Origin of the sequence: Flavobacterium sp. HBTb2-11-1 (genome assembly GCF_009826975.1) — a bacterium.
GTDB lineage: Bacteria > Bacteroidota > Bacteroidia > Flavobacteriales > Flavobacteriaceae > Flavobacterium.
In genome coordinates, this window is record NZ_WUMO01000001.1 from 858933 (window position 1) to 884601 (window position 25669).

Here is a 25669-nt window from a genome sequence, read left to right on the forward strand (position 1 = left end):
CGATTATTGTTCTTTTTTTTGTTCAGATAAGTTTTGGGCAAAAAAATGATGTTAAACTTTTAGTGGGAAAAGTGCAAGAGCAATCTAGTCCTGTTGAAGGAGTAAATATTATAAATAATGCCACTCAAGCAACTGCTGTTTCTGATTCTGATGGTAATTTTTCTATTGCCGTACGGGAAGGAGATGTTTTGGTTTTTTCTGCTGTAAACTTAGATCCTGTAAGGATTAGAATTGCTCAAGAACATTTGGCTAATACTTCTTTAGTTGTAAAAATGACTGCAAAAGAAGTGGAGCTGAAAGAGGTGGTTGTTAATGAAAATGCTAATATAACAGCCGAAAATCTTGGGATTATTCCGTACGGACAAAAAAAATACACGCCAGCAGAACGAAAAGTTTATACTGCGACTTCAACATCTATTGATAAACTATTAAATAAAATTTCGGGACGAACTGCAATGTTGAAAAAAGAAGTGAATGTAGAGAAAAAAGAAGCTCTTTTTAGAAAACTAGAATATCTTTTCGAGGAGAATTATTATACCGATAGATTGAAAATTCCTGTCGATGATATTAAAGGATTTCAATTATTTTGTGTGGATGATGCTGATTTTGCTGTATCTTTGAATAGTAAAAACAAAACAATGAGTATGTTTTTAATCACAGATCTAGCAAGAAAATATCTAACAATTCTCGAAAATGAAAAATAAATTAGGAGTACTCGTTGTCTGCTTATTTTGTCAATTTGTATTAGGACAAAACGGTTTCAGGAAACCATTACACGGTCAGGTTGTAAACGATTTTTTAGCCATTGAAAGTGGTTATGTAATGAATATTAATGCGAATGTCAGAACATTTATTGGTTCTGGCGGTTTGTTTGATATCATGGCGCAGCCTAAAGACACTTTGTTGTTTTCTGGCTTGACATTTCAATCAAAAAAAGTGGTTTTGACTGAAAAAGATTGTGCTGAGGTTCTTTTGAAAATAAAGCTTGATTTGGTTAACAATCAGCTTAAAGAAGTTGTGGTTCATAAAGAATTAAAAGTAAAAGCATTGCAAGGCGGTTCTCAGAAATACGTCGATATGCAGTTTGAAGACGATAAACAATCTGCCGCAAAAAACAATGCTATGCTTTCTGATCAAACTATAAAATACGGAACTGATTTTGTTCGCATCTTCAAAGATGTCAAAAAACTTTTGAGCAAAAAAGAGGAAGTAAAAGAGGAGGAAATCACGGATATTGCTTTCGTAGAATATGCTAAAGATAACTTTACAAAAGATTTTTATTCTAAAACACTCAATCTTAAAGATGATGAAGTAGAATTGTTTTTGATGTATTGCTCAAATGATCCGCATTCGAAAGATTTGGTAGATCCAGATCAGAAATTCCAGTTGATGGATTTCATGATTAATAAGAATAAAGAATTTAAGAAAGCTGAGGCAGCCCAAAAATGAAAAAAAGAATAATTTATCCTTTGCTAGGAGTTTTGTTTGTATTGACTTCGGCATTTGCTTTTCATAAATTTTATGTAGGGGTTTTTCAAGTAAATTATGCTGCTGAAAAAAAGATGCTGCAGATTACTTCCCGAATTTTTATTGATGATTTAAATAATGCAATGGAGAAGAAGTATCACAAAAAGACATTTGTTGGTACGAGCAAAGAAACTCCTGCGGATATTGAATTATTAAAAAAATATCTATCTGAACATTTTTCAATTAAAGTAAATGGCCAGCAAAAAAACATAACTTTTTTATCTAAAGAAGTTGAAGCTGATGATGTTTTGGTTTGTTATTCCAGAATTAAGGACATTGATAAATTTAAAACCCTTGAGATTTCGAATACTATTTTGGTTGATTGGAACTCAGAACAGCAAAACATTACACATATTTCAGCATTTGATACCAAAAGAAGTGTTCTTTTTACAGAATCTTCAAGGAAAGAATTGTTAAAATATTAAAATATTGATAAAATTAATGTTTTAATTACTATTTTCACAGCCAAAAGAAATTACCATTAAATTTTTATGAAAAAACTTTCATTATTATTGCTTTTTCCTGCAATGTTAGTGGCGCAGGATAAACCAGTAACAGCCCCTGCCAAACAACAAGGAAAGTACGACACAAACAAGTTTAGCCAAATGTATGATTTACTGGCGACGCCAAATATGTTTCGTACAGCTTCTGGAGCTCCAGGACCTGCTTATTACCAACAGCAAGCAGATTACAAAATCGATGTTGAACTGGATGATAAAAATTCAAAATTAAGCGGATCCGAAACCATTACCTATACTAATAATTCACCAGATAGTCTGGAATATTTATGGGTGCAATTAGATCAAAATCAAGCGAAAGCAAATACGCAGACTTCATTAGCAGAAAGTGATAAAATTAGTCAAGTTTTACCGCTTGATGGTTTTTCTTCTAAATATTTGAAAAAAGATTTAGAGCGTGGTTTTAATATTGAGCAAGTTAAAGATGCTAAAGGAAGTCCAATGTCTTATACGATCAACGAAACTATGATGCGTATTAATTTGACTTCGCCTTTAAAACCAGGAGAAAAAATTTCATTCTCTATCAAATGGTGGTACAATATCAATAATTACAGAAAAGAGGGCGGTCGTTCAGGATATGAATTATTCGAGAAAGACGGCAATAAATTATACGTGATTGCTCAATTCTACCCAAGAATGGCAGTTTACAATGATGTTGAAGGATGGCAGAACATGCAGTTTTGGGGAAGCGGAGAGTTTGCTCTTCCTTTCGGAAATTTTGATGTAAATATTACTGTTCCTGCAGATCACGTGATCGACGCAACGGGAGAATTAATGAACAGAAGCGAAGTATTTACTGCTGAACAGGTAAAAAGATACGAGCAAGCACAAAAATCATTTGATAAACCTGTAGTTATTGTAACGCAGGCAGAAGCAGAAGCAGCTGAAAAAGGTTTTTCTGAAAAGAAGAAAACTTGGAAATTCAGTGCTAAAAATGTTCGTGATTTCGGAATTGCTTCTTCAAGAAAATTCATTTACGATGCAATGGCTGTGAAAATTGGAAACAGAACTGTTATGGCAGAGTCTGTTTATCCAAAAGAAGCAAACCCGCTTTGGGGAGAGACTTCTACAATGGTTGTGGCTCATACTCTAAAAAGCTATTCTTCTCATACTTTTGATTATCCTTATCCAAAAGCAGTTTCAGTTTCTGCAGAAGATCAAGGTATGGAATATCCAATGATTTGCTGGAACTATGGACGTCCTGACGAAAATGGCGTAACGAGCAGAGAAGTTAAAAACGGAATGATTGGTGTTATTATCCACGAAGTTGGACACACTTTCTTCCCAATGATTGTGAACTCTGACGAGCGCCAATGGACTTGGATGGATGAAGGTTTAAATTCATTTTTAGAATATTTGGCAGAGCAAGAATTAGATTCTAATTTTCCTTCAAGGAGAGGACCGGCAAAAAATATTGTTCCTTACATGAGCGGTGATCAAAAGTTTTTAGAGCCAATTATGTCAAACTCTGAAACGATTCACCAATTTGGAAATAACGCTTACGGAAAACCAGCTACAGGTCTTAATATTTTAAGAGAAGTAGTTATGGGAAGAGAATTATTCGACCATGCATTTAAAACGTATGCAAACAGATGGAAGTTTAAGCACCCAACTCCAGAAGATTTCTTTAGAACAATGGAAGATGCTTCGGCAGTAGATTTAGATTGGTTCTGGAGAGGTTGGTTCTACTCAACAGATTTCGTAGATATCGGAATTAAAGATGTAAAACAATATTATGTTTCAGATACTCCGACGACAGATATTAAAGATGTAAAAGTTAGAAAAGGACGTTTTGGATTCGAAAAAGGACCTTTTGTTTATTTGGTTTCTGGAGATAATGCAGAAGTAAGCGATTCTAAGAAAAAAGCTTTAAAAGTAGACGATTTTAAAACTTTAGCAGATTATGTAGATCAGACTTTTACAGCTGAAGAAAAAGCAAGTATCAAATCTCCTAAGTATTTCTACGAAGTTGAATTTAACAAACCAGGCGGAATGATTATGCCGATTTTAGTTGAGATTACTTACGAAGATGGTTCTAAAGATAATTACAAATATCCAGCGCAAATCTGGAGAAAAAGTAATGATACGGCTAGAAAAGTATATGCTACAACAAAAGCAATTAAGAGTATTCAAATTGACCCGCAATTGCTAACGGCTGATATTGATGTAACCAATAACTCTTGGCCAAAAGCAGAAACAAAGTCAAAATTTGACTAAATAAATTAAAAACTTATAAAAAGCTCATCAGGTTTATAAATGCTTGATGAGCTTTTTTATTTTAATTAAATGCATTTTCAAGGACTTTTTAAGTTAATTTTAAAACTCTAAGCTGCAAAATTTAATATCTTTGCCACTACAAAATTAAAAGTTATGTTTGGTATAGGAGGAGGAGAATTAGTTTTTATACTGTTTATAGTGCTAATGCTTTTTGGTTCTGATAAGGTGCCTGAAATCGCGCGTACAATGGGTAAAGCTATGGCTCAATTAAAAAATGCAACCAATGATATTAAAAGTGAAATTCAGAAAGGAGCAGAGGCAAATGGTCTTGATTCTAAATCTCTGAATGATATTACTGGAAATATCAATGCAGAAATTAATAACGCAAAATCAAATTTACTTGGAGATACAGGAAATCTTTTAGGAGATACCACAACTGAAATCGAAAAAGTAAAAGAAGATATTGACACTCTTTCTGGACCTATAAAACGCCAAATGTAATGCTTGAAAAAATACAGGAATTAGATAAAGATCTTTTAATCTTTCTTAACGGATTAGGCTCTGAGACATACGATAAATTATGGCTTATTATTACCAATCAGTTTTATTGGACGCCATTTTTCTTATTGCTATTCTATCTTATTTATAAAAAAATAGGAGGGAAACAAACCCTGTATTTATTACTTTTTGTAGCTGTTTTAATTGCTTTTACAGATCAAACCTGTAATTTGTTCAAACATACTTTTCAGCGGTTACGACCATGTAATGATCCTGAAGTAAACTCCATCATTCGAGTGGTTCAAGTTAGAAAATCATATAGCTTTTTTTCTGGGCATGCAGCGAATACTATGGCGGTTGCAACATTCTTGTTTTTGATTTTAAAACGCTATTTCAAATATTTTGGTTTGCTATTTTTGTGGCCTTTAATCTTTGCTTATAGCCGAATTTATTTAGGATTGCATTATCCAGGTGATATCCTTACGGGGTATTTCTTTGGCGCTCTTTTCGGATTTTTACTTTATTTAGTTTATAGAAAACTGAAACCGCAGTATTTTCCGGGATAGTTTTTTTTTAAGATGCTAAGTTGCTAAGTTTATAGAATCAAAGTTTTTTGAACTGAATTAAAATATATTTTTGAGTTGCATCCAGCTTTAGCTGATGGTTCTAAAAATTGAAAAGGCTTTAGCCAAAATACAAGAAGGTATTTGGTTAAAGCCTTTTTTAGATTAAAAACTTAGCAACTATGAAAACTAATTTAGAATTGTTTTTTCACTCCATTCCAAGCCATTTGGAAGCTGTTGTTTGCTAAATTCAATATGAATTACTCTTCTGCGTTCGTTGTTTGTGGTTTTATTTGATGCGTGAAATAATAACGGTTTCATAATCATAATGCCACCTTTTTCGACTTCACAAATTGTTTCTTTTTCTTTTTCAAAATCCAGATTTTCAATTCGCAAAATTCCTTTTGAATGTGAATTATTGATCACTTTTAAAGCGCCATTGTTTTTAGTAGTTTTGTCAATATGAATTCTAATTGTAAAATTGTTTTCTAATATTTCTGTAGGTGGCTGAACTGCAAATTGATTTTGTTTTACCGTCCAGTTTTCAAAATTTTCTATTTCAATTTTTTGATCAACAGAAATCGTTAAATCTTGATGATAGGCTACAAACCAATTTGATTTTTCTGGTTTGTCAAAATAAATTGATTTTGTTATAAAAAAGCCTTTACCGAAAATAGACTCTATAATGTTCTGTAGCTTTTCATTAAAAATAAAAGGAAGAGTTTCTGGAACTTCTTTATGGAATTGTCTAAGGGCAAACAAATCTTCAGATTTTCTAAAAGTCGAATTATCAGAATCATTTTTGGTTTTATTGTCAATCAATGAAATTAGATTTTCAATTTCATTTTCTGTAAAAACATTATTAATTATTGAAAATCCTTCGCTATCAATTTGTTTTGAGTGAATCATTATAAAATGTTTAAAATCTGAATAGAACTTTAGAATCTAAAAAATTATAGAACACGACTAACCGTCAATCCATCACGAATTGGCAATAAAACAGTCTCTACTCTAGGATCATCTTTTAAAAGCTGATTGTACTCTAAAAGCACTTTTGTACTGACATCATTTGGATGTACTGGTTCCAGAATTTTTCCGCTCCATAAAACATTATCCGATAAGATAATACCGCCTTTATTCATTTTTGGAACAATCATTTCCCAATAGTTCAGGTAGTTTTCTTTGTCGGCATCAATAAAAACCAAATCAAATTTCAGGTCTAAATCTGGAATAATGTTTACGGCTTCCCCTAAATGCTGAAAAATTTGTTTTCCCCAAGGCGATGCGTCAAAATACTTTCGCTGAAAATCGACTAATTCTTCTTTGATATCAATGGTATGCAATTGCCCGTTTTCCTGCATTCCTTCGCATAAACATAAAGCAGCGTAACCTGTGTAAGTTCCGATTTCAAGAATATTGACCGGGTGAATTAGTTTTGAAAGCATACTTAAAACACGGCCTTGAAAATGGCCGCTCAACATTCTTGGCAAAAGTATTTTCTGGTAAGTTTCTTTATTCAGTTTCGCCAGCAATTCCGGTTCATTTTCAGAATGCTGTTCGATGTAGTCTTCTAATTCTTGAGATATAAAATGCATGTTGTAGTATCTTGTAATTTGAAGACAAAAATACAAAAATATCTGCTTGCGAATTGGCATAAAAAAACCATCCGTTTTGCGAATGGTTTCTGTTTGGATTACTATGAAATTTTATTTTTTCAAAGCTTCATTTACTTCTTTAGCTGTTTTTACGGTTCCGTCTTTTGCAGCTTTTGCGGCATTTTCTACTTTCTCAGCTCCTTTTTTAGCTGCTGCTTCTACATCATTAGCCGCTTTTTTAGTAGCATCTTTTACATCGTTTGCTGCATTTTCTGTAGCGTCTTTTGCTTTAGTAGCAGCGCTTTCTGCTTTACTTACTGCGCTGTCTTTTACTTCTTTAATATCTGTTGTTAAAGAATCAACTTTGTTTCCAAGCGTTAATTCATCTTCTGCAGGTTTGTTTTCTTTTTTCTCGCATGATTGAACAGCGAATGCTAATAAAGCAATTACAGCTAAACTCAAAATTTGTTTTTTCATAATTTCAATTTTTTTTAGGTTGATAAAACTTAAAGGTTAAATGGCTGAAAAATAAAGTTACAAATTTTAAAATGATTGAGCTCTTTGTAAGATTATTTTTCTTTTAAGAGCTAGACAATTCTTGTGCCAAAATTTTGAAATTATGATGTTGAGCATTAATTTTTTTAGAAGAAAAATATTAGTTTTTGTATAAGCTGAAATTAATAACAATATCGTCTTTTACTTTAATTAATCCAGCCATTTTTACTGGTGGTTCCAAATCGATATCAGAGAATTTCAAACTAAGAGTTCCTTGAATTTTGTCGTCAGTGTTGTATAATATGAAGTCTTTGTATTTTAGTGTTTTATCAGTTATGAAGAAATTTAACCTGCATTTGTAATTTTTTCCAATTGGCTTAATGTCACTTATGCAAACTGTGCTGTTGGGGAATTTTTTCACTTTTACTGTTCCTTGTAAATCTTTCGTCATTATTTTATTGCCACAATCAAAGTTTGACATTTTGATGTCGGTATTAAAAGTATTTTTTTTAATTGAATTTACGTAAACAGTATCCTTTACAGTAAAAGTGTTTGAGCAATTGTATTTACCCACAGTTGATAGACCTGTGATTTCTATTTTTATTTTATTGATTGCCACAGCTGTATCTTCTGGAAAAAAAGTGGGTTTAGCACTTCCTAAGAAAAAGAAAACTACTAAACCCATAATTAAGATTGAAAATCTTGTTTTCATTTGTTTTTATATTAGAATGCAATTGTTGCTTCGAATACTAAACCTTCAAATTTACCTCCATAAAAGTTGTTTAGATTTCCAGTAGCTGGATCTCCAGTAAATTGTGAATAATCTTTATATTTTTGATTAACGTAGTTTAATTTCGCTAAAATGTTTTTAGTCATAAACCAGCCAGCGCTTGCTTCAAATTTATCTACGGTAACCTTTTTAGCGTCAGCATTCGATAATTTTCCAGATACGGTATTGTATTTTCCTCCGATATAGAATTGTTCAGTGTTTCCAAATCTGTAAATAAGCTCTGAAGCATATTGATTAGCAGTACGTTTATCATCACTTCCAGCTTTATCTCCCCCTGAAGCCAATTCGATTGTTCCGAAGAATTCAAGTCCTTTGTATTTTACAAAAGGGTTAATCATATATGTAGTAGCCCAATTTTTGAAGTTAGGGTTGAACGTTGCCTCTGGAGTAGATGTTTTACTGAAACTAGTAGGAACATCAGTAGTAGTTGTAGAAATAACAGTACCATTAGCATCGGTCTTCGTAATAGTATTTTTATAAGCGTTATTATTCAATATACCCCAATAACCAAATCCTGATCTGTTAGCTGCATATATGTTTGCGTTACCAAGATTTGCATTATGGTAATAAGAACCAGTCAATCTTACTCTTAAATCTTCATTAAGCTGTTTATCATAACCCAATTTAGCTAAGATTGAAGGACTATGTGTGGTGTTTGTGTTAGGTCCAGTAGTATAAAAAACTTGTTCATTACTTTGATTTAAATTACCGTTTGTAACACCTAACATGCTAACCAATCCATTTCTGTTGTAGTAAACCTCCATACCCATCTCTGTAGTGAAAGAATACATGATGTTGTTTCCAACAAATGCATTTCTGATTGTATTACCATTATCAGAACCTCTAAAGTGAGCGTCACCAAAATTGTTCTCCATTTGTCCAATTTTAATGGTAGCATATTTCATAAAATCAGCCAAGAAGTCTTTTTTGATGAAGTCTAGCTTGTCAATTTGTAAGTATCCACCTTTTACATAAGAATCATTGTGATGTCTAGAAGCTAAATAAACATCTAAGTTTACTCTTACTCCATCAAACAATTGAGCTCCAATATACATATCAGCAGCAGGAAGAGTAAAATTGTTTTCAGTATTCATTAAACGATATCCTGTAATTGATCTAGTGGTAGTACCCGTAGCTGTAGTAGTTGTGGTCGTAATGTTATTAGGCTGGTCGTTGAATGAATTTGTTGCTTGAAAATCCATGTTGAATGCACCACCAAGGTCAATACTAAGACCTTTAAATTCTCTAGTATCTTTTTGTACATCGAAAACGTTGATACCGTCTTTTCCTCTAGAGATTTGATTTTGCATGTTTCCAAAACTGACCTGTGCCTGAACAGCAAATGTGCTGATTAATGTGACGAATAGAATATAAATTTTCTTCATGGCGTTTATAAATTAAAGTTTAAATTGAATTTTATAGTTAGGTCTTGACCTGTTCTTATTGTTCCAAGCATTGCTGTTGGAGATTTCATTCCGAAATCTGTAAAAGTGATTTTGTTGGTTCCCTGAAGGTTTAAACCCTCTTTTGTAACCGTTGTTTTTACAGAAGTTTTGTAAACTTTGCTAACTCCAGCAATGGTGTAAGTTCCTGTAAGTTCCCAAGTTGTTTCATTTACTTTTTCAGCAGATTTTAAAACATACTTAATGTTTTTGTTTTTGTCCGTTTTCAAAGTTTCGTAAGCCACTTTATCCATGCTTTTTTTCTCGCTTTTTACACTTTCTGCTAAAAGAGTTACTGTCAAAGCGTCGATGTCTATTAGTTTTCCGTTAGCAATATTTAAAGTTGCTGTTCCAGCTCCAGAAGTTGATTTCATTTCCCAGTCATGAAGCGTAGAAGTACCGGCAACAGAAAAAGTTGATTTGTTATCTAAAGCATATGATTTTTGTGCTGTTGCAAAAGAGCTAATTCCTAAAAATGCTGCTATAAAGGCGAATAATTTTAATGTATTTGTTTTCATTTTTGTCATGTTTATATTATAAAAAATAAGTTAATAATCGGCCAGTTTCTATTTAGTACTAAGAATGTTGTTTTAACTTGAATCAAAGATCCTTCTATAAATCAGCTTTATACATGATAAAAATCATTGTTAAAATTTTATTAAATAGATATTTAATAACTACAACGTTTTCATTTTCTATAGAATTGATCATTTAAGCAAAATGAGAGGTTTAATTTTGTTGAATTGATTTTTTTTAACATTTAATTCCAAGACTTAAAATGTTAAAAAAGGATGTTTTTAACATCAAAATTTAGCTTAAGATGATATTGAAGATTACAGTTAGATCTTTTCCTGCTTTTACAACACCCAAAGCAGCTTTCGGAGGTGTCATTTCAAAATCGCCAAAAGTGATTTGATTTGAACCTTGCAAAATGAAGCTTCCTTTGTTAGTAGTTACTTTCACCTGTGTTTTGTATTCTTTGCTTACGCCTGCAATCGTGTAAATGCCAGTTAGGTTCCAAGTTGTTTCATCAACCTTTTCTGCAGATTTTAAAACATACTCAATGTATTTGTGCGTTTCGGTATCCATGGCTTCATAAGCCACTTTGTCCATGCTTTCCTTGTAGCTTTTTAGACTTTCTGCCAATAAGGATACAGTCAAACTATTTATTCCAGCTAGTTTAGCATCCTTGACCATTAGATTGGCAGTTCCTGTTCCTTCTGTAGATTTCATTACCCAGTCGTGTACAGTAGAAGTTCCTGCTACTTCAAAAGTTGAATTTGCAGCTACTATATAATTTTTTTGAGCATTTGTTTGTAATGAAATTGTTGTAAAAATTACTGTAAGTAAAAAGGATTGAATTGTTTTCATGTTGATAAAGTATAGGTTAATCATTTAAATAAGGAAGCTTTAAAATTCAATTAGTGGTTAGAGAATGAAAACTATCCTTATTTCTTAGACCAAAATTATCGCGCGCATGAAGGAAAAGAAATGATAAAAATCATGGCTAAAGCTTTATTAAATTGCTATAGTAAAGAGTGCAAAGTCTTGTTATTGCTAAGGATTTAATTTTTATAAAATGAAAGTCAGGGCTAACTATTTGCTTGTTAGTTTCTTGCGTTTCTTTGTAAAAAGTATCGATATTATTTTTTGACCAGCTTTTTTTGAGGTTTAATTAAGAATGAATGTAAAAACCAAACAAAAAATGACAAAAGTGATTAACTTTGCAGCATGCAAATGGAGAAAAAAGACATACGAGCCTTATCAAAAGAACAGCTTCGCGATTTTTTTGTTGAAAATGGAGATAAAGCTTTCCGCGGAAATCAGGTTTATGAGTGGTTATGGAGCAAAGGCGCTCACAGTTTTGAAGACATGACAAACGTAGCAAAAGCTACAAGATCAATGCTTGAAAACAATTTTGTAATCAACCATATTAAAGTTGATACCATGCAGAAAAGTAGCGACGGGACAGTAAAAAATGCCGTTCGGCTTCATGATGGACTTGTAGTTGAATCGGTTTTAATTCCGACAGAAACAAGAACTACTGCCTGTGTTTCTAGTCAAGTTGGTTGCAGTTTAGATTGCAATTTCTGTGCTACAGCAAGATTAAAAAGAATGAGAAATCTAGAACCAGGCGAAATATATGATCAGGTTCTGGCTATAGATAAAGAAAGCCGTTTATATTACAATCACCCGCTTTCAAACATCGTTTTTATGGGAATGGGAGAACCTCTAATGAATTATAATAATGTCATTAAGGCAATTGATATGATTACTTCAGAAGAAGGTTTAGGAATGTCTCCGAAAAGAATTATGGTTTCGACTTCAGGAATTCCGAAAATGATCAAAAAAATGGCAGATGACGATGTGAAGTTTAAACTGGCAGTTTCACTGCATTCAGCTATAGACGAAACGCGTGCCCGAATTATGCCTTTCAGCAAAAACTTCCCTTTAAAAGATTTGAGAGAAGCTTTGGAATATTGGTATAAAAAAACAAAAAGCAAGGTTTCGTACGAATACGTAGTTTGGAAAGGAATCAACGACGATAAAGCTTCGGTTGATGCTTTGGTTAAATTCTGTAAATATGTGCCTTGTAAAGTCAATTTGATTGAATATAATCCGATTGATGATGGCGAATTTCAGCAAGCTTCAGAAGAATCTATTATGGCATATATAAAAGCTCTAGAAAATATTGGCGTGGTGGTAAAAGTAAGAAGAAGCCGAGGAAAAGACATTGACGCAGCTTGCGGGCAGCTAGCCAACAAAGAAGCATAAAAATATTCACCAAAATATACTCCGCTAGGAATATCTGATCGGTAGAAAAAAAATATTGACAATCGTACATATGTCCCATAGGGACATTTCGTAGGTTTTTAAACAAAAAAGCATTAACAACAAGATTTATCATGTTCTTAATGCTTTTTTTTGGACAAAAAGGATGGTTATTTTTTCAAGTCTATTTCTTCTGTAACTCCGTCTTTGGTTACTTTTGCTAAAGTATCACATTCTCCGTCTCCATAATCAATAGTTGCCGAAGCGCCATTTTTAGTAATAGAAACGATTCCTTTTACCGCAAAAGATTTTCTGCATGAAGCATTAAATTCTAATGGTGTTGTGATTTCTGCCGAAAAAGTATCTCCGTTAGGGAAAGTGGTCGAACCGCTTCCTGTAACAACAAAAACATTATCATCCCAATCAAACCAAGTATCATAACCAGAAGTCATTTCTTTTACCAAACTACCTTTTCTGGTATATATTTTTCTATCATCAAAAGTAATCGTTAAATCTATCGAAGCCGTTGAAACTGGGTGTGGGGTTACTAATATATTGGTTTCTTTAATCGTTCTTACAATGCTTTTGCTTCCTTGAAGTTTTCTGCCATTATGATAAAAACCTTCAAACGTATAGCTGATGGTTTGGGTAGAAGAGCTAAAATCGTTTGAAAAAGAAACAACCATTTTTCCTTTTACGGTATTTCCATTATTAAGTGTACAGCCTTCAACACCAAAATCTACGGTTTTTGTCCAAGTATTATTGGTTAAAACGGTAGTGATTGTGGCACAGCTTGGAAGGAAACTTTTTATTGGTCCACTAGGTTTTGAATTTATGTTAAGCTGAGCACTAAATTGATCTTCAGCAATATTAGTAACGTCTTCGACAGAAGCATCAATTTTAGCATTAGCTATAATTTCGTCGTTTGTAATCGCAGCTGTTGATCCGTCATTTGTTTTTTCATCAGAATTACAGCTAATGAAAAAAGACAATGTAATTATACATGTTCCAATTAATAAAAATTTTGTTTTCATAAATAAATAGTTTTGGGTTCTTTTTTAGTTAATGAATTCAAATCAGTATTAGTTAGAGCTATTTTTGGAGGGTGTTTTTAGATTATGATGTAAAATATTAAAATCCTAACCTAAAATACACAACGTATTTTTATTTAAAATAGTATATTTGGAGCCTAAATGAATATTACGTCTCAAATAAAGCAGCCTATTTTTAACGAGATGGAACTTTTCGAGAAAAAGTTCCATGAATCGATGACTTCTAAGGTTGCGTTATTAAACCGAATTACTTATTATATCGTAAACCGCAAGGGAAAACAAATGCGTCCGATGTTTGTTTTTCTTACTGCAAAAATGGTTTCTGGCGGTAGTGTAAACGAAAGAACGTACCGTGGAGCTTCAGTAATTGAGCTTATCCACACCGCAACTTTAGTACACGATGACGTGGTTGACGATAGTAATCGCCGTCGTGGATTTTTCTCAATCAATGCACTTTGGAAAAACAAAATCGCTGTTTTGGTTGGAGATTATTTATTGTCTAAAGGTTTATTGCTTTCTATTGACAATGGTGATTTCGATTTGTTGAGAATTATTTCCGTAGCTGTTCGCGAGATGAGCGAAGGAGAATTGCTTCAAATAGAAAAAGCAAGAAGACTTGATATTACCGAAGATGTTTACTACGAAATCATCAGAAAGAAAACGGCGACCCTTATTGCAGCTTGTTGTGCGCTTGGCGCGAAAGCCGTAATAGAAGATGATATTCAAGTCGAAAACATGCGAAAGTTCGGTGAGCTGATCGGAATGGCATTTCAAATCAAAGACGATTTATTTGATTACAGCGAAGAAGCAATCGGAAAACCAACCGGAATAGATATTAAGGAGCAAAAAATGACATTGCCATTAATTCATGTTTTAAATACTTGCACTCCGCAAGAAAAAAAGTGGCTGATAAACTCCATCAAAAACCACAACAAAGACAAAAAACGCGTAAAAGAAGTGATTGCCTTTGTAAAAAATAATAATGGTTTGGCTTACGCCGAAAACAAAATGGTGCAATTCCAGCAGGAAGCACTTTCTCTTCTAGAAAATTATCCAGATTCTGAGTTCAAAGCGGCACTTACCTTAATGGTAAATTATGTTATTGAAAGAAAAAAATAATTTTTTTAATTAGATAATTAGAAAATTTGCCAATTAGATAATTGTTTTACTTCTTTGTAAATCAGTCTTGTATTGCTTGTGGTTGGAATTTGGAATTTATTTTTTGGAATTTTTTTCAATCCCATGCAACCATTTCAAATCGACAATCGTCTATGCTAATAGAAGTCTGTTTCTAAAACCAAAACCGAAAGCGTATTAATGAAAATTATACCATTACATCAAGAAGAAACCAAAATCATAAAGTTGGCTGTCGAGAACAATCGTCAGGCACAACAGCAGATTTATGGTAAGTATTCTTCGAAAATGTTAAGTGTATGTCGTCAATATATAAAGGACATTCAATTGGCAGAAGATGTAATGATAACGGCTTTCATGAAAGTGTTTACAAATTTGAAAAACTTTGAGCATAAAGGAAGTTTTGAAGGCTGGATTCGAAGGATTATGGTCAACGAATGTATTTCGTATTTAAGAGTTCAGAAAAAAGTAAAATTTGCTGAAGATGAATTTTTTGTCGAAGAAAGCTTTAATGAAATTGACAGCCAGTTTACCGTAGAACAGATTCAGTATTTAATTGACGCTTTGCCGGATGGCTACAAAATGGTTTTTAATTTATATGCGATTGAAGGTTACAAACACAATGAAATTGCTAAGATGTTAGGCATTAATGAAGGGACATCAAAATCGCAATTATCGCACGCTAGAAAAATGCTGCAAGCACAAATTACTATTTTAAAAAGACAAGATAATGGAACCGAATAAATTTGAAAAGGATTTCCGTGAAAAACTAAATCAACGCGAAATTGAACCAAGCAACAACGCCTGGGATCGATTGGATGCGATGTTGAGTATAGCAGAAGAGAAAGAGCCTATTAAACTCGAATCGAAAAAATCAAAAAGAAAATGGCTGTTTATTGCGGCTAGTCTAGTTGGGTTTTTATTGATTGGAACACTGTTTTTCAATCAAAATAAAAAATCAGTTGCAGCGCCAGAAACAGTAATTGTAGAAAAAGAAACAGAATACAAAAAAGAAAGTAATGTAGAGCCTATTGTAAAAAATACTGATTCAGTCAAAACAGAAACTGTAATTGCTGAAAAAACTTCAGAAAAAATAGTAAATAAAGAAGAAAGAACTAATTCCGAAGCTTCGGGACAAATCTCAAATAAAACCATTAAAAATGTATCAAATCAAGTAGCGGAGTCTTCAATCATCATCAAAAACAATCAAGCAAAACAATCAGTAAACAATCAAACTCAAATTGCTGAAACTTCAAAAAAGGAAAATGTCGATCAGTTATTAGAAACAGCCGAAAATAAAGTTGTAGCTCAAAATCAGACCAAAAAAGCAAAAGTAAAAATCAATGCCAACGATTTGCTTAATCAGGTAGATGGCGAATTGGAACTTTCTTTTAGAGAAAAAGTAATCACGAAAGTGAATAAAAATCTTCAAGAAGTTAAAGTCGCTTTGTCTAATAGAAATCAACAAGAGTGAGAATTCACAATTCACCATTTATAATTAATAATTAAAAAATCATCATCAATCAAATATTCAATCAATTTAAAACAATCAATCATGAGAAATTTTACCATTTATCTTATACTTTTCTTTTTTTTAGTAGTAAGTAAAGTAGTAGGGCAAGAGACATTTGAATCTGAAGCAAAAAGAATTGCTAATAAAATAGAAAAAATTACCAAAGAGGAAAAAGAAGCTTTAAAAGAAGAGGTTGAAGCTGTAAATGTTCAGTTATCTGAAGGGAAAATTACCCAAGAACAAGCCGACAAGCGCAAAAAAGAACTGGCGGAAGCAAGAGCTGTGATTATTGAAGAAAAAGTGACTCTGGCCCAAAATGAGTTAAATGATTTGGTTCAGAAAAAAGTAGACGGAAAAATAAAAGAAGATTCCGCAAAGGTGTACATGATTCGCTGGAAGTCATATAGCCATCATAAAGATTCTATTCGCAGTGAAAAGAGAACAACATCTCAATTCGTATTTGCAATGGGATTAAATAATATGATGGTCGACGGAAAACTTCAGGACTCAAATTATAAATTTATGGGATCGCATTTTTACGAATGGGGATTTACATATAATTCAAGACTGATGAAAAATGATAATCTGCTTCATGCCAAATACGGACTTTCGTTAATGTACAACAATATACGTCCAACAAATAACAAAAGTTTTGTGGTAGATGGCGAACAGACAAATCTGGTTGAAAATCCAGTTCATTTAACTGAGTCTCGTTTTAGAAATGTGTATCTGGTTGCGCCTGTGCACTTAGAATTTGATTTTACAAGACCAATAGAACGCGACGGGAAAACGTATTTTAAAACCCATAAAAGTTTCCGTTTCGGAATTGGGGGTTATGCGGGAATTAACGTAAAATCAAAACAGATTTTAAAATTTGAAGAAGAAGATTTAAAATACAAAACTACTATAAAAGGCGATTACAATGTAAATAATTTTATTTACGGTCTGAGTTCGTATATCGGTTATAGAGAATTGAGTTTATACTTTAAATACGATTTAAACCCATTATTTCAGAATAATCTAGTAAAAGAGAATAGCATTTCGTTAGGACTTCGTGTAGATTTGAACTAAAATTACTGGTCGTTTAGTTAGTGAAAAAAGCATCTTATTTAAGATGCTTTTTTGATTTAAAATGACTAAAATTCCAACAAGATTTGCGTATTTTTGCTAGCTCTCAACTTTTAAAATTTTAATACACTTTGATTTCACAAAGCACCATTGACGCTGTTTTTGAAACTGCTCGAGTAGAGGAGGTTATTGGCGATTTTGTCAATTTAAAACGAGCAGGGAGTAATTTTAAAGGTTTGAGTCCATTCTCTGATGAGCGTTCTCCTTCGTTCATGGTTTCGCCTGCAAAAGGAATCTGGAAAGATTTTAGTTCTGGAAAAGGAGGAAATTCTGTGGCCTTCCTGATGGAGCATTCTCATTTTACCTATCCAGAAGCCATTCGATATTTAGCTAAAAAGTACAATATCGAAATTGAAGAAACTGAACAGACAGAAGCAGAAAAAGCCAATACAGATATTCGCGAAAGTATGTATTTGGTTTCTGAATTTGCTTCAAAGTATTTTCAGGATGTTTTGTTGAATTCCGAAGAAGGGAAAGCAATTGGTTTGTCATATTTTAAAGAAAGAGGATTTACCAACGAGACTATTAAAAAGTTTAATCTGGGATATTCGCCAGAAACTTGGGATGCTTTTACCAAAGAGGCATTAGGAAAGGGCTATAAATTAGAATTTTTAGAAAGTACTGGTCTAACAATTCCACGAGAAGATCGTCCTTTTGACCGATTTAAAGGGCGTGTAATGTTCCCGATTCAAAGTATGTCGGGACGTGTTCTAGGTTTTGGAGGGCGTATTTTAACCAACGATAAAAAAGCAGCAAAATATCTCAATTCGCCAGAAAGTGACATTTACCATAAAAGTAAAGTGCTTTACGGAATTTATCACGCAAAACAATCTATAGCCAAACAAAACAATTGTTATTTGGTTGAAGGTTATACCGATGTGATTCAGTTTAATCAGGCTGGAATCGAAAACGTTGTGGCTTCATCTGGAACAGCATTAACTCCAGATCAGATTCGTTTGATCAACCGTCTGACGCGAAATATCACTGTTCTTTTTGATGGAGATGCAGCTGGTTTAAGAGCTTCTATCAGAGGAATCGATTTGATTCTGGAAGAAGGAATGAATGTGCGAGTTTGTTCTTTTCCTGACGGAGAAGATCCAGACAGTTTTGCCCGTAAAAATTCGCATGACGATTTAGTTGCCTACTTAGAAAGCAATAGTAAAGATTTTATACAATTTAAGGCTTCGATTCTGATGGGCGAAGCTAAAAACGACCCAATAAAAAAGGCTGAGCTGATTCGTGATATGGTTGGAAGTATTTCAAAAATACCAGACCGTATTCAGCGTGAAGTTTATATTCAGGAATGTGCCCGAATTATGGATATTTCGGAGCAGGTCTTGACGAGCACTTTAGCACAGCTGATTCAGAAAGATATAGCTGACGCCAATAAAAAGCAGAAGCAGGAACAAAGACCTTTTGAGGTGGTTAGAAATCAGCCTCCGCAAGCGGGGACATTTTCAGGGGGAGATCCAGAAGATCTGAGAACAGGTCCGCCAGAAGGTTATGATTATCCAGGAGATCCAGGATATTATCCGCAAGGGCAAACTCAAAAAGTAGATATTTTATATGGTTTTGAAAGGAAAATCATTGAGATTTTACTATTATATGGCAGTGTTGTAGAGAGTTTTGAGGATGTGTACTTAAAGGCAGATGAAGAAGGGAATGTAAAAGAAGTTTCGGAGAAGAGACAATATAAAGTTTTTGAAAAAATATATTTGAGTCTTCAAGAAGATGAGGTAGAACTGTCGAATACCTTGTTTCAGAATATTTACAATAACATTATTGCTTTTTACAATCAGAATGAGACTTTTAGTTTAGATAAATATTTGATGCATCTTGAGCCTGAATTTGCGCAAGAGGTGACCAATATTTTAATGGAAGATGAAAGACTGACCATTCATAATTGGGAAGGGCAGAATATTTTTCCAAAACATAAAAGCGAAACCATAGAACAGAATGTTTCTGATACGATATTTTCTATGAGATGGTATTTGGTGTCTGGAATTATCGCAGAATTAAAGAATTCTCTTTTGACCAATCCGCAAGAAGATAATTCAGAAATTTTAAGTATGGTGATCGATTATTCTAAACTGCTGAATAATTTTTCGAAAAAATTAGGCCGAGTAGTGGTGCCTTATCACTAAAAAGAGAAAAACTCTATCTAATCTGATTAATCAAAAAAGATAGAGTTTTTATAAAGTTTTGATTAGTTTAAATTTTAAGCTAATCGATTTTGTAATTAAATAATTTCTAAAGTCTTAGCTTTGTTTACTAAGTCAACTAAATTAGTAACATTTAATTTTGTTAATAATCTTAGTTTGTAAGTACTGATCGTTTTTTCGTTCAGATTTAAGATTTTAGAGATTTCATTGTTTTTCTTACCATCACTTAAGTAACGTAAAACTTCGATCTCTCGGTTAGAAAGTTTTCTGTACAGACGCTCGCTTTTACTTTGTTTAGCGATAAGTGCCATGTTTTTGCGTACTGTTTCGTTGATGATAATTTTTCCTTCGTGTACTTTAATAATAGAATGACCTAATGTTTCAAGTTTTTCTGTTTTGTGTACATACCCAGAAACTCCTGCTTTAATTGCATTTGGAGCATACATTTGCTCAGCAAGATCACTGAAAATAACAATTTTTGTTTTTGGGAAATTTTTCAGGATTGATTTAATTTCGAAGATACTTGAAAGACCTTCTAATTCTAAATCTAAGATTAGAATATCGATTTCCTTCGTTTGAAGAATATCTCTAACCATTGAAAAATTGCCTACGTTGGCAACAATTGAAATTTGATCGTGGTCTTTGAAATAAGACTTAACGCCAAAGTGCGTCACAGGATGATTGTCTGCTAGACATACTTTAATCATAATTTTTACCTTTTTTAGAATTGTTCATGTTTTTGGAACGGTAAAATTAATAAATAAATTCTGTAATAACTCGCAGAGAATGTTAAAATGTGTTATTTTAACGTTTTTGGTATCAAACAAACTGGAATTGGATCCATTTTATGCTTGTTGCTGGTGTTTAATCGTTTATAAATTTCAAAGACAGATTTTTCTCTCCCTTCAAAGTCAGATGCCGTCTTTCCTGACTCCGCGGCCAACATTGCCCATTCTAGTTCATCATAACTTGCTCCCAATTGGTCTTCATCGGTACGATTATCGCCAAATAATCCATCAGTAGGTGCAGCTGTTAAAATTGATTGCGGAATTTGCAAAAATTCTCCTAAAGCGTATACATCAGATTTCATTAAATCAGCAATCGGACTCAAATCTACGCCGCCATCTCCATATTTTGTGTAAAAACCAACGCCAAAATCTTCTACTTTGTTTCCGGTTCCAGCAACCAATAAACCATGAAGTCCCGCTAAATAATATAAAGATGTCATTCTAAGACGAGCACGAGTATTGGCTAAAGCTAAATTTACTTTTGCAGTATCTTCTGTTGATGGAACAGCGCTTTTGAAAGATTCAAAAACTCCTGTCAAATCAGTTTGAACCTCAGAAACATTTGGGAAACGTCTCTTAAGCTGTTCAATATGTTCTTTCGCTCTATTAACTTGACTTTCTGCCTGATGAATTGGCATTTCGACGCATAAAACTTTCAGTCCTGTCTGTGCGCATAAAGTTGAAGTTACTGCAGAATCTACACCTCCCGAGATTCCAATTACAAAACCGTTTACTTTTGCATTAGTAGCGTAATTTTTTAACCACTCTACAATGTGCGTATTTACCTTTTCTGTCTGAATTGTGCTTTTTTTAGCCATAATAGTTTAAGTTTTAAGATGCAGGGATGTATATTTGCAGAATTATTTTGAGTATGCAACTGCTTAAAATTCTGATAACACAAATCTAATTAAAATAAAATGAAAATTTATCGCTTTGCAGTGGTTCTGTGCCTGTTTTTTTTGTCTTGCAACCAAAAAAGTAAGGTTGAAAAAGAAGTAGAAGAAATTCCTGTTGATATTAAAGTAGAACGATTTGATAAGGTGTTTTTTGAAACTAAACCGCAAGATCTTCCAAAAATAAAAAAAGAATATCCGTATTTCTTTCCTGGTAATGACGATAATGTTTGGATTCAAAAAATGAATGATCCGATCTGGAGAGAAGTTTACGAAGAAGTTCAGAAAAAATACAGCAATTTTGAACCTGTTCGCCAAGAGTTTAATGAGCTTTTTCAGCATGTAAAATATTATTTTCCTAAAACGAGAATTCCGAAGGTAATTACTGTTATTGGAGAAATGGATTATAATGCGAAATCAATTTATGCAGACAGTCTCGTAGTTGTAGCTTTGGAATTATATTTAGGGAAAAATCATAAATTTTATGAGTTCCCAAATTACTTAAAAGAGAACTTTGAAGAAAGACAGATTATGCCAGATGTGGTTTCTAGTTTTTCGTATCGAAATATTCCAAATTCTATAGATAAGAGTTTTGTGGCTCAAATGATTTTTGAAGGGAAGCAGCTTTACGCAAAAGATTTACTGATTCCTGAATATACAGACGCTGAAAAAATAGGTTATACACCAGAGCAAATAAAATGGTGTGAAGAAAATGAAGCCTATATGTGGCGCTATTTTATAGAAAATGAAATGCTTTACAATGAAGATCCGAAATTGAAGGCACGATTTATAGCTCCAGCACCTTTTTCTAAATTCTTTTTGGAAATTGATAACGATTCTCCAGGGCGAGTGGGAGCTTGGATTGGCTGGCAGATGATACGTTCTTACATGAAAAATAATAGTGATGTTTCTTTGGCTGAGTTATTTAAGCTTGAGCCAAAAGAAATCTTCGAAAAATCAAAATATAAACCTAAGAAATAATGGCAAATATAAACTCAGAGATTAAATTTAATATAGAATTGGACGAAAACCGCGTTCCGGAAAAACTAACATGGAGTGCGCAGGACGGTGGAGTTCAAGCTGAAGAAGCAAAAGCAATAATGCTATCAATTTGGGATAGCAAAGCAAAAGAAACCATGCGTATCGATTTGTGGACAAAAGATATGCCGGTAGACGAAATGAAAATTTTCTTCCACCAGACTTTAGTGGCTATGTCTGACACTTTCAAGCGTGCAACAGATGATGAAAAAATGTCTGATACCATGAAAGATTTCTGCGATTACTTTGCAGAAAAACTAGAATTGACAAAATAAAATTTTAAAGTTCTAATAAATAAAAAATCCCAAATTCCAATTTTACTGCTTTGGAATTTGGGATTTTTTTATTGGAATTTAGCTTCTTAAATCGAATTTAAAAATCCGCTGTTGTTTTTAAAAACCTCTTGGTTTACTTCGTCGATATAAGACAAAAGCTCCTCTTTTCCGATAGATTCTGTAGATGAGGTTATAAAATATTGTGGCATTTCGGCCCAATTGTTGGCAAACATCTGTTTTTTGTATGCTGCAATATGGGAATCTATTTTTGTCTTACCGATTTTGTCTGCTTTAGTAAAAATAATACAAAACGGAATTTCGCTCTCTCCCATATAAGACATGAATTCAATGTCAATATTCTGCGCTTCGTGACGAATGTCAATTAAAACAAAAGCACAAACTAATTGTTCTCTGTTTTCAAAATAATCTGTAATGAACTTCTGGAAAATTGATTTTGTTTTTTTTGAAACCTTAGCGTATCCGTAACCTGGTAAATCGACTAAAAACCAATTGTTGTTGATTTTGAAATGATTGATTAATTGTGTTTTTCCTGGTCTTGCAGATGTTTTTGCTAAGTTTTTATTGTTGGTAAGCATATTGATTAAAGATGACTTACCTACGTTTGATCTTCCTATAAAAGCATATTCGGGCAAAAAATCCTTCGGACATTTTGATGCGTCAGAATTGCTGACAATAAATTCGGCGGTATTAATTTTCATATTCCTTCGTTTTAAAACCTCCTAAAAAATAAATTTTAACGGCTATAATTTCTTTTCAATAAGCCATTTTTCAAGAATTTCATTAAATTCCTGAGGATGCTCCATCATTGCTGCGTGACCGCATTTGTCAATCCAGTATAAAGTTGAATTGGGTAGTAATTTGTCAAATTCTTCTGCTACATTTGGAGGTGTTACAGAGTCGTTTCTTCCCCAAATAATGCAAGTTTCAACGTCCATTTTTGGCAAATCTTTAGCCATATTATGGCGGATTGCACTTTTTGCAATGGTTAAAGTTTTAATTAATTTGATGCGATCGTTAGCCGTAGCGTAAACTTCATCAATCAATTCAGGAGTTGCAATTTTTGGGTCATAGAATACCGCTTCAGCTTTTGTTTTGATGTATTCGTAATCGCCTCTTCGTGGGTAACTGTCTCCCATTGCGCTTTCGTAAAGTCCAGAACTTCCTGTGATTACAAGTCCGGCAACTTTTTCTGGATAAAGTTTTGTGTGATACAAAGCAATGTGTCCGCCTAGCGAATTTCCTAGAAGAATAACTTTGTCAAAACCTTTAAAAGTGATAAAGTCTTTTACGTATTTCGCAAAACTTTTTACGTTCGTTTTTAAAATGCTTTGAGTATATATTGGCAAATCTGGGATAACAACTTTATATCCTTTCGTTGGGAAATATTGTGCTACACCATCAAAGTTACTAAGACCTCCCATTAAACCATGCAGAATAACGATCGGAGTTCCTTCTCCAGCTTCAAAATAGCTGTATTTGCCTTCTTTTTTATAGTGTTTGTCCATCTAATCTAATGCCAATTTCAATTTCGACAAATATAGGGTTAATTCAACAAAAATGAATTTTTGATGCCATTTTTTAACTAGATAATTTGAGTAGAATTTGTAAATGGTTAAAAATCAGTAATTAAATGCATATTTCGCAAAATATTCAAATGTTAAGAAACATGCATTATAATCAATTTTTTAAGAAAATTAGCGCATTATTTTTTTGAATGATTAGCGTATTTGAGAATCCGTTAATTAATAGTTAAGGTATTGATTGATTGTTGATTATGAAAAGTGGTAGTAAAGTGGTTAAACTTATTAACAAAGTGGTATAAAGTGGTAAAATGTGGTAATATTTTTTATATTTTTGCTGTATAACATGTTAACTAGTTTTTTTGAACACAATTGTTGGAACATATGAGTGTAAAGTCGATGCTAAAGGAAGGCTAATGATGCCTGCTCCTTTAAAAAAGCAATTGACTGCTTCTCTTCAAGACGGATTTGTTTTGAAGCGTTCTGTTTTTCAGCCGTGTTTAGAGTTGTATCCTATGGTAGAATGGGATGCGATGATGAAAAAAATCAACAAGCTTAATCGCTTTGTAAAAAAGAACAACGATTTCATTAGAAGGTTTACTGCTGGTGTTAAAGTGGTTGAGGTTGATGCATTGGGAAGATTACTTGTGCCAAAAGACTTAGTGACTTTTGCAAGCATTTCTAAAGATGTGGTTTTTTCATCTGCAGTTAATATAGTTGAGATTTGGGATAAAGATTTATACGAAAAATCAATAAGTGGCGAAGATATGGATTTTGCAGATTTAGCCGAAGAAGTAATGGGAAATATTAATGACGACGAAGATGGAATATCATAATCCGGTTTTGCTTCATCCAACAGTAGATGGTTTAAATATTAAACCTGATGGTGTGTATGTAGATGTTACGTTTGGAGGCGGTGGTCATTCAAAAGAGATTTTAAGAAGATTGGGACCAAACGGAAGGCTGTTTGCATTTGATCAAGACGAAGACGCACTTGCAAATGCATTGCCAGACGAAAGGTTTACTTTGATAAATGAGAATTTTAGATTCATAAAAAGATTTTTACGTTTTCACGGAGTAAAAGCGGTAGACGGAATCTTGGCAGATTTGGGAGTTTCATCACATCAGTTTGATGTTCCTGAAAGAGGCTTTTCAACAAGATTTGATGCCGAGTTAGATATGCGGATGAGTCAAAGAAATGATTTAAATGCTTATCGAGTGGTTAACGAATATGAAGAACAGGATTTACGTCGTGTTTTTTTTGATTATGGGGAGTTGAAAAATGCACCGGTTTTAGCAAGAACAATCGTTGAGGCGAGAAAAGATTACCCAATCAAAACAACCGAAGAGTTGAAAGAAGTTTTGAAAAGATTCTTGCCAGAAAAAGTTCGAAATAAAGTATTGGCTCAGATTTATCAGGCAATCAGAATCGAAGTTAACCAAGAAATGGATGTTCTAAAAGAATTTATAGAGCAGTCATTGGAGATTTTAAAGCCAGGAGGAAGATTTTCGGTAATCTCGTATCACTCGTTAGAAGATCGTCTGGTAAAAAGATTTATTAAAAACGGAATGTTTGAAGGGGAGCCAGAAAGAGATTTTTTCGGAAACTTTTCAGTTCCATTCAAAACTATCGGAAAACTGATTGTTCCAGATCACGAGGAAATCAAGATGAATAATAGAGCAAGAAGTGCCAAATTAAGAGTCGCAGAAAAGCTATAATATATATTA

The 25669-nt window shown here is 33.1% G+C and carries 28 protein-coding genes; 16 read left to right on the top strand and 12 right to left on the bottom strand.

From position 1 onward, the window contains the following. The first annotated feature begins 62 nt into the window (after positions 1–62). From GR162_RS03780 to GR162_RS03805, 6 genes are all read left to right on the top strand, one after another. Positions 63–704: a carboxypeptidase-like regulatory domain-containing protein gene (locus tag GR162_RS03780; protein ID WP_236940417.1), complete on the top strand. Its 642-nt coding sequence runs from the start codon at positions 63–65 to the stop codon at positions 702–704. Next, complete coding sequence (locus GR162_RS03785) at positions 694–1449, top strand: hypothetical protein (RefSeq protein ID WP_160781040.1); 756 nt, start codon at positions 694–696, stop codon at positions 1447–1449. Before GR162_RS03780 ends, GR162_RS03785 begins: the two co-directional genes overlap by 11 nt. Further along, a complete protein-coding gene (locus tag GR162_RS03790) occupies positions 1446–1952 on the top strand; it encodes a DUF6702 family protein (RefSeq protein WP_160781041.1) in 507 nt (168 codons plus the stop codon). Before GR162_RS03785 ends, GR162_RS03790 begins: the two co-directional genes overlap by 4 nt. A gap of 66 nt (positions 1953–2018) precedes the next feature. Next, positions 2019–4262: a M1 family metallopeptidase gene (locus tag GR162_RS03795; RefSeq protein ID WP_160781042.1), complete on the top strand. Its 2244-nt coding sequence runs from the start codon at positions 2019–2021 to the stop codon at positions 4260–4262. Positions 4263–4415: 153 nt separating this feature from the next. Then, on the top strand, positions 4416–4763 hold the full coding sequence (locus GR162_RS03800) for a twin-arginine translocase TatA/TatE family subunit (RefSeq protein ID WP_160781043.1): 348 nt from the start codon (positions 4416–4418) through the stop codon (positions 4761–4763). Then, a complete protein-coding gene (locus GR162_RS03805) occupies positions 4763–5326 on the top strand; it encodes a phosphatase PAP2 family protein (RefSeq protein ID WP_160781044.1) in 564 nt (187 codons plus the stop codon). The genes GR162_RS03800 and GR162_RS03805 overlap by 1 nt, the downstream gene beginning before the upstream one ends. Before the next feature lie 186 nt (positions 5327–5512). Here GR162_RS03805 and GR162_RS03810 read toward each other — a convergent pair whose 3' ends face one another. The 7 genes from GR162_RS03810 to GR162_RS03840 all read right to left on the bottom strand — a co-directional run bounded on the left by GR162_RS03810 (position 5513) and on the right by GR162_RS03840 (position 11016). Continuing rightward, on the bottom strand, positions 5513–6232 hold the full coding sequence (locus GR162_RS03810; RefSeq protein WP_160781045.1) for a phytanoyl-CoA dioxygenase family protein: 720 nt from the start codon (positions 6230–6232) through the stop codon (positions 5513–5515). Between the two features lie 44 nt (positions 6233–6276). Then, positions 6277–6918 (bottom strand): O-methyltransferase, encoded by a 642-nt coding sequence (locus GR162_RS03815; protein ID WP_160781046.1) that lies wholly within the window; start codon positions 6916–6918, stop codon positions 6277–6279. A gap of 111 nt (positions 6919–7029) precedes the next feature. After that, positions 7030–7395, bottom strand: a complete 366-nt coding sequence (locus GR162_RS03820) for a hypothetical protein (RefSeq protein ID WP_008467188.1) — start codon at positions 7393–7395, stop codon at positions 7030–7032. Positions 7396–7573: 178 nt separating this feature from the next. Then, positions 7574–8125, bottom strand: coding sequence for a hypothetical protein (locus tag GR162_RS03825; protein ID WP_066032707.1), 552 nt, complete (start codon positions 8123–8125; stop codon positions 7574–7576). 11 nt (positions 8126–8136) lie between these two features. Then, positions 8137–9588, bottom strand: a complete 1452-nt coding sequence (locus GR162_RS03830) for a hypothetical protein (RefSeq protein ID WP_066032706.1) — start codon at positions 9586–9588, stop codon at positions 8137–8139. Between the two features lie 5 nt (positions 9589–9593). Further along, on the bottom strand, positions 9594–10163 hold the full coding sequence (locus GR162_RS03835; protein WP_237421277.1) for a YceI family protein: 570 nt from the start codon (positions 10161–10163) through the stop codon (positions 9594–9596). Positions 10164–10455: 292 nt separating this feature from the next. Next, positions 10456–11016: a YceI family protein gene (locus GR162_RS03840; RefSeq protein ID WP_160781048.1), complete on the bottom strand. Its 561-nt coding sequence runs from the start codon at positions 11014–11016 to the stop codon at positions 10456–10458. Between the two features lie 360 nt (positions 11017–11376). Between GR162_RS03840 and rlmN the strand changes: the two genes are divergently transcribed. Further along, on the top strand, positions 11377–12420 hold the full coding sequence (gene rlmN / locus GR162_RS03845; protein ID WP_160781049.1) for a 23S rRNA (adenine(2503)-C(2))-methyltransferase RlmN: 1044 nt from the start codon (positions 11377–11379) through the stop codon (positions 12418–12420). A 167-nt stretch (positions 12421–12587) separates the two neighbouring features. On the opposite strand, the gene GR162_RS03850 is transcribed toward rlmN, so the two are convergent. Continuing rightward, complete coding sequence (locus GR162_RS03850; RefSeq protein WP_160781050.1) at positions 12588–13451, bottom strand: hypothetical protein; 864 nt, start codon at positions 13449–13451, stop codon at positions 12588–12590. Between the two features lie 159 nt (positions 13452–13610). Here GR162_RS03850 and GR162_RS03855 point away from each other — a divergent pair, with 159 nt between their 5' ends. The 5 genes from GR162_RS03855 to dnaG all read left to right on the top strand — a co-directional run bounded on the left by GR162_RS03855 (position 13611) and on the right by dnaG (position 19388). Next, complete coding sequence (locus GR162_RS03855; protein ID WP_160781051.1) at positions 13611–14588, top strand: polyprenyl synthetase family protein; 978 nt, start codon at positions 13611–13613, stop codon at positions 14586–14588. A gap of 198 nt (positions 14589–14786) precedes the next feature. Then, complete coding sequence (locus GR162_RS03860) at positions 14787–15347, top strand: RNA polymerase sigma factor (protein ID WP_160781052.1); 561 nt, start codon at positions 14787–14789, stop codon at positions 15345–15347. Continuing rightward, complete coding sequence (locus GR162_RS03865; protein WP_160781053.1) at positions 15334–16077, top strand: hypothetical protein; 744 nt, start codon at positions 15334–15336, stop codon at positions 16075–16077. Before GR162_RS03860 ends, GR162_RS03865 begins: the two co-directional genes overlap by 14 nt. An 81-nt stretch (positions 16078–16158) precedes the next feature. Next, positions 16159–17187, top strand: coding sequence for a hypothetical protein (locus GR162_RS03870; protein ID WP_160781054.1), 1029 nt, complete (start codon positions 16159–16161; stop codon positions 17185–17187). A gap of 128 nt (positions 17188–17315) precedes the next feature. Beyond that, the gene (gene dnaG / locus GR162_RS03875) at positions 17316–19388 is read left to right on the top strand and encodes a DNA primase (protein WP_160781055.1); all 2073 of its coding nucleotides are present in this window, start codon (positions 17316–17318) and stop codon (positions 19386–19388) included. Positions 19389–19483: 95 nt separating this feature from the next. Here the strand turns inward: dnaG and GR162_RS03880 are convergent, their stop codons facing one another. Next, on the bottom strand, positions 19484–20113 hold the full coding sequence (locus GR162_RS03880; protein WP_008467169.1) for a response regulator transcription factor: 630 nt from the start codon (positions 20111–20113) through the stop codon (positions 19484–19486). A gap of 92 nt (positions 20114–20205) precedes the next feature. Then, a complete protein-coding gene (gene nadE, locus GR162_RS03885) occupies positions 20206–21012 on the bottom strand; it encodes an NAD(+) synthase (RefSeq protein WP_008467168.1) in 807 nt (268 codons plus the stop codon). Positions 21013–21111: 99 nt separating this feature from the next. Here nadE and gldB point away from each other — a divergent pair, with 99 nt between their 5' ends. Together gldB and gldC are read left to right on the top strand one after the other, a co-directional pair. Beyond that, positions 21112–22068 (top strand): gliding motility lipoprotein GldB, encoded by a 957-nt coding sequence (gene gldB, locus GR162_RS03890; protein WP_160781056.1) that lies wholly within the window; start codon positions 21112–21114, stop codon positions 22066–22068. Next, positions 22068–22400, top strand: coding sequence for a gliding motility protein GldC (gldC, locus tag GR162_RS03895; protein WP_008467164.1), 333 nt, complete (start codon positions 22068–22070; stop codon positions 22398–22400). Before gldB ends, gldC begins: the two co-directional genes overlap by 1 nt. Before the next feature lie 86 nt (positions 22401–22486). On the opposite strand, the gene yihA is transcribed toward gldC, so the two are convergent. Together yihA and GR162_RS03905 are read right to left on the bottom strand one after the other, a co-directional pair. Then, positions 22487–23119, bottom strand: coding sequence for a ribosome biogenesis GTP-binding protein YihA/YsxC (gene yihA / locus GR162_RS03900; protein WP_160781057.1), 633 nt, complete (start codon positions 23117–23119; stop codon positions 22487–22489). A gap of 42 nt (positions 23120–23161) precedes the next feature. After that, positions 23162–23926, bottom strand: a complete 765-nt coding sequence (locus tag GR162_RS03905; RefSeq protein WP_008467162.1) for an alpha/beta fold hydrolase — start codon at positions 23924–23926, stop codon at positions 23162–23164. A 377-nt stretch (positions 23927–24303) separates the two neighbouring features. Here GR162_RS03905 and GR162_RS03910 point away from each other — a divergent pair, with 377 nt between their 5' ends. Together GR162_RS03910 and rsmH are read left to right on the top strand one after the other, a co-directional pair. Then, positions 24304–24777 carry a division/cell wall cluster transcriptional repressor MraZ gene (locus GR162_RS03910; RefSeq protein WP_035691746.1) on the top strand — a complete coding sequence of 158 codons (474 nt, stop codon included), beginning with the start codon at positions 24304–24306 and terminating at the stop codon, positions 24775–24777. Beyond that, positions 24752–25660 carry a 16S rRNA (cytosine(1402)-N(4))-methyltransferase RsmH gene (gene rsmH / locus GR162_RS03915; protein ID WP_202393890.1) on the top strand — a complete coding sequence of 303 codons (909 nt, stop codon included), beginning with the start codon at positions 24752–24754 and terminating at the stop codon, positions 25658–25660. The genes GR162_RS03910 and rsmH overlap by 26 nt, the downstream gene beginning before the upstream one ends. The last annotated feature ends 9 nt before the right edge of the window (positions 25661–25669 follow it).

Bases quoted from the DNA above. Each gene is read 5' to 3' on its own strand.
- GR162_RS03880 (WP_008467169.1), bottom strand. From the start codon at position 20,113: ATGATTAAAGTATGTCTAGCAGACAATCATCCTGTGACGCACTTTGGC.
- GR162_RS03825 (WP_066032707.1), bottom strand. From the start codon at position 8,125: ATGAAAACAAGATTTTCAATCTTAATTATGGGTTTAGTAGTTTTCTTT.
- GR162_RS03790 (WP_160781041.1), top strand. From the start codon at position 1,446: ATGAAAAAAAGAATAATTTATCCTTTGCTAGGAGTTTTGTTTGTATTG.
- GR162_RS03855 (WP_160781051.1), top strand. From the start codon at position 13,611: ATGAATATTACGTCTCAAATAAAGCAGCCTATTTTTAACGAGATGGAA.
- GR162_RS03905 (WP_008467162.1), bottom strand. From the start codon at position 23,926: ATGGACAAACACTATAAAAAAGAAGGCAAATACAGCTATTTTGAAGCT.
- GR162_RS03850 (WP_160781050.1), bottom strand. From the start codon at position 13,451: ATGAAAACAAAATTTTTATTAATTGGAACATGTATAATTACATTGTCT.
- GR162_RS03870 (WP_160781054.1), top strand. From the start codon at position 16,159: ATGAGAAATTTTACCATTTATCTTATACTTTTCTTTTTTTTAGTAGTA.
- GR162_RS03830 (WP_066032706.1), bottom strand. From the start codon at position 9,588: ATGAAGAAAATTTATATTCTATTCGTCACATTAATCAGCACATTTGCT.
- GR162_RS03805 (WP_160781044.1), top strand. From the start codon at position 4,763: ATGCTTGAAAAAATACAGGAATTAGATAAAGATCTTTTAATCTTTCTT.
- GR162_RS03795 (WP_160781042.1), top strand. From the start codon at position 2,019: ATGAAAAAACTTTCATTATTATTGCTTTTTCCTGCAATGTTAGTGGCG.
- yihA (WP_160781057.1), bottom strand. From the start codon at position 23,119: ATGAAAATTAATACCGCCGAATTTATTGTCAGCAATTCTGACGCATCA.
- rsmH (WP_202393890.1), top strand. From the start codon at position 24,752: ATGACGACGAAGATGGAATATCATAATCCGGTTTTGCTTCATCCAACA.
- gldB (WP_160781056.1), top strand. From the start codon at position 21,112: ATGAAAATTTATCGCTTTGCAGTGGTTCTGTGCCTGTTTTTTTTGTCT.
- nadE (WP_008467168.1), bottom strand. From the start codon at position 21,012: ATGGCTAAAAAAAGCACAATTCAGACAGAAAAGGTAAATACGCACATT.
- rlmN (WP_160781049.1), top strand. From the start codon at position 11,377: ATGCAAATGGAGAAAAAAGACATACGAGCCTTATCAAAAGAACAGCTT.
- GR162_RS03820 (WP_008467188.1), bottom strand. From the start codon at position 7,395: ATGAAAAAACAAATTTTGAGTTTAGCTGTAATTGCTTTATTAGCATTC.
- GR162_RS03785 (WP_160781040.1), top strand. From the start codon at position 694: ATGAAAAATAAATTAGGAGTACTCGTTGTCTGCTTATTTTGTCAATTT.
- GR162_RS03800 (WP_160781043.1), top strand. From the start codon at position 4,416: ATGTTTGGTATAGGAGGAGGAGAATTAGTTTTTATACTGTTTATAGTG.
- gldC (WP_008467164.1), top strand. From the start codon at position 22,068: ATGGCAAATATAAACTCAGAGATTAAATTTAATATAGAATTGGACGAA.
- GR162_RS03835 (WP_237421277.1), bottom strand. From the start codon at position 10,163: ATGAAAACAAATACATTAAAATTATTCGCCTTTATAGCAGCATTTTTA.
- GR162_RS03865 (WP_160781053.1), top strand. From the start codon at position 15,334: ATGGAACCGAATAAATTTGAAAAGGATTTCCGTGAAAAACTAAATCAA.
- GR162_RS03810 (WP_160781045.1), bottom strand. From the start codon at position 6,232: ATGATTCACTCAAAACAAATTGATAGCGAAGGATTTTCAATAATTAAT.
- GR162_RS03840 (WP_160781048.1), bottom strand. From the start codon at position 11,016: ATGAAAACAATTCAATCCTTTTTACTTACAGTAATTTTTACAACAATT.
- GR162_RS03815 (WP_160781046.1), bottom strand. From the start codon at position 6,918: ATGCATTTTATATCTCAAGAATTAGAAGACTACATCGAACAGCATTCT.
- GR162_RS03860 (WP_160781052.1), top strand. From the start codon at position 14,787: ATGAAAATTATACCATTACATCAAGAAGAAACCAAAATCATAAAGTTG.